We start from the raw sequence: 458 nt of genomic DNA on the forward strand, positions 1-458 counted from the left end.
CCGTCAGATTCGACCTCGACGTCGAGGACGCCGACGTTCGTCTCGATGGTGTGCTCACCCTCGTCTATCGCCCCGGCCTCGCGGAGATGTGCGTGCGCGGCGACAGTCGCGTGCCCGCAGAGGTCGACTTCCTGCTCCGGCGAGAAGTAGCGGAGTCGGCGGTCGGCCGTCTCCGAGGGGAGCAGAAACGCCGTCTCGCTGACGGCGAGTTCGCGGGCGATTGCCCGCATCTGATCCGCTGTGAGACCGTCCGCCTCCGGGACGACGCCGGCCGCGTTGCCGGCGAGCGGGTCGGCGGTGAACGCGTCGACGAGCAGCGTACGGCGGGTTTCCATACCCGCTGGAACGGGACCGCGGGGCAAAAGTCCCGGCCCTCCAACGGCGGCATCCGGGCGCTCTGCCGCTCCCGGCCACCGATAGAATGACCACCCAGGAGTCGATACCGTGATCCGAATGCC

The 458-nt window shown here is 69.2% G+C and carries 1 protein-coding gene; it reads right to left on the reverse strand.

The window, feature by feature from the left end:
• Positions 1 to 335, reverse strand: a 335-nt coding sequence (locus D3D01_RS22825; protein ID WP_147439997.1) for a PhzF family phenazine biosynthesis protein, incomplete at its 3' end; no start/stop codon positions are given.
• Positions 336 to 458: the final 123 nt, after the last annotated feature.

It is taken from the genome of Haloarcula sp. Atlit-7R, from assembly GCF_003666065.1.
In the GTDB taxonomy this organism is placed as follows: domain Archaea; phylum Halobacteriota; class Halobacteria; order Halobacteriales; family Haloarculaceae; genus Haloarcula; species Haloarcula taiwanensis.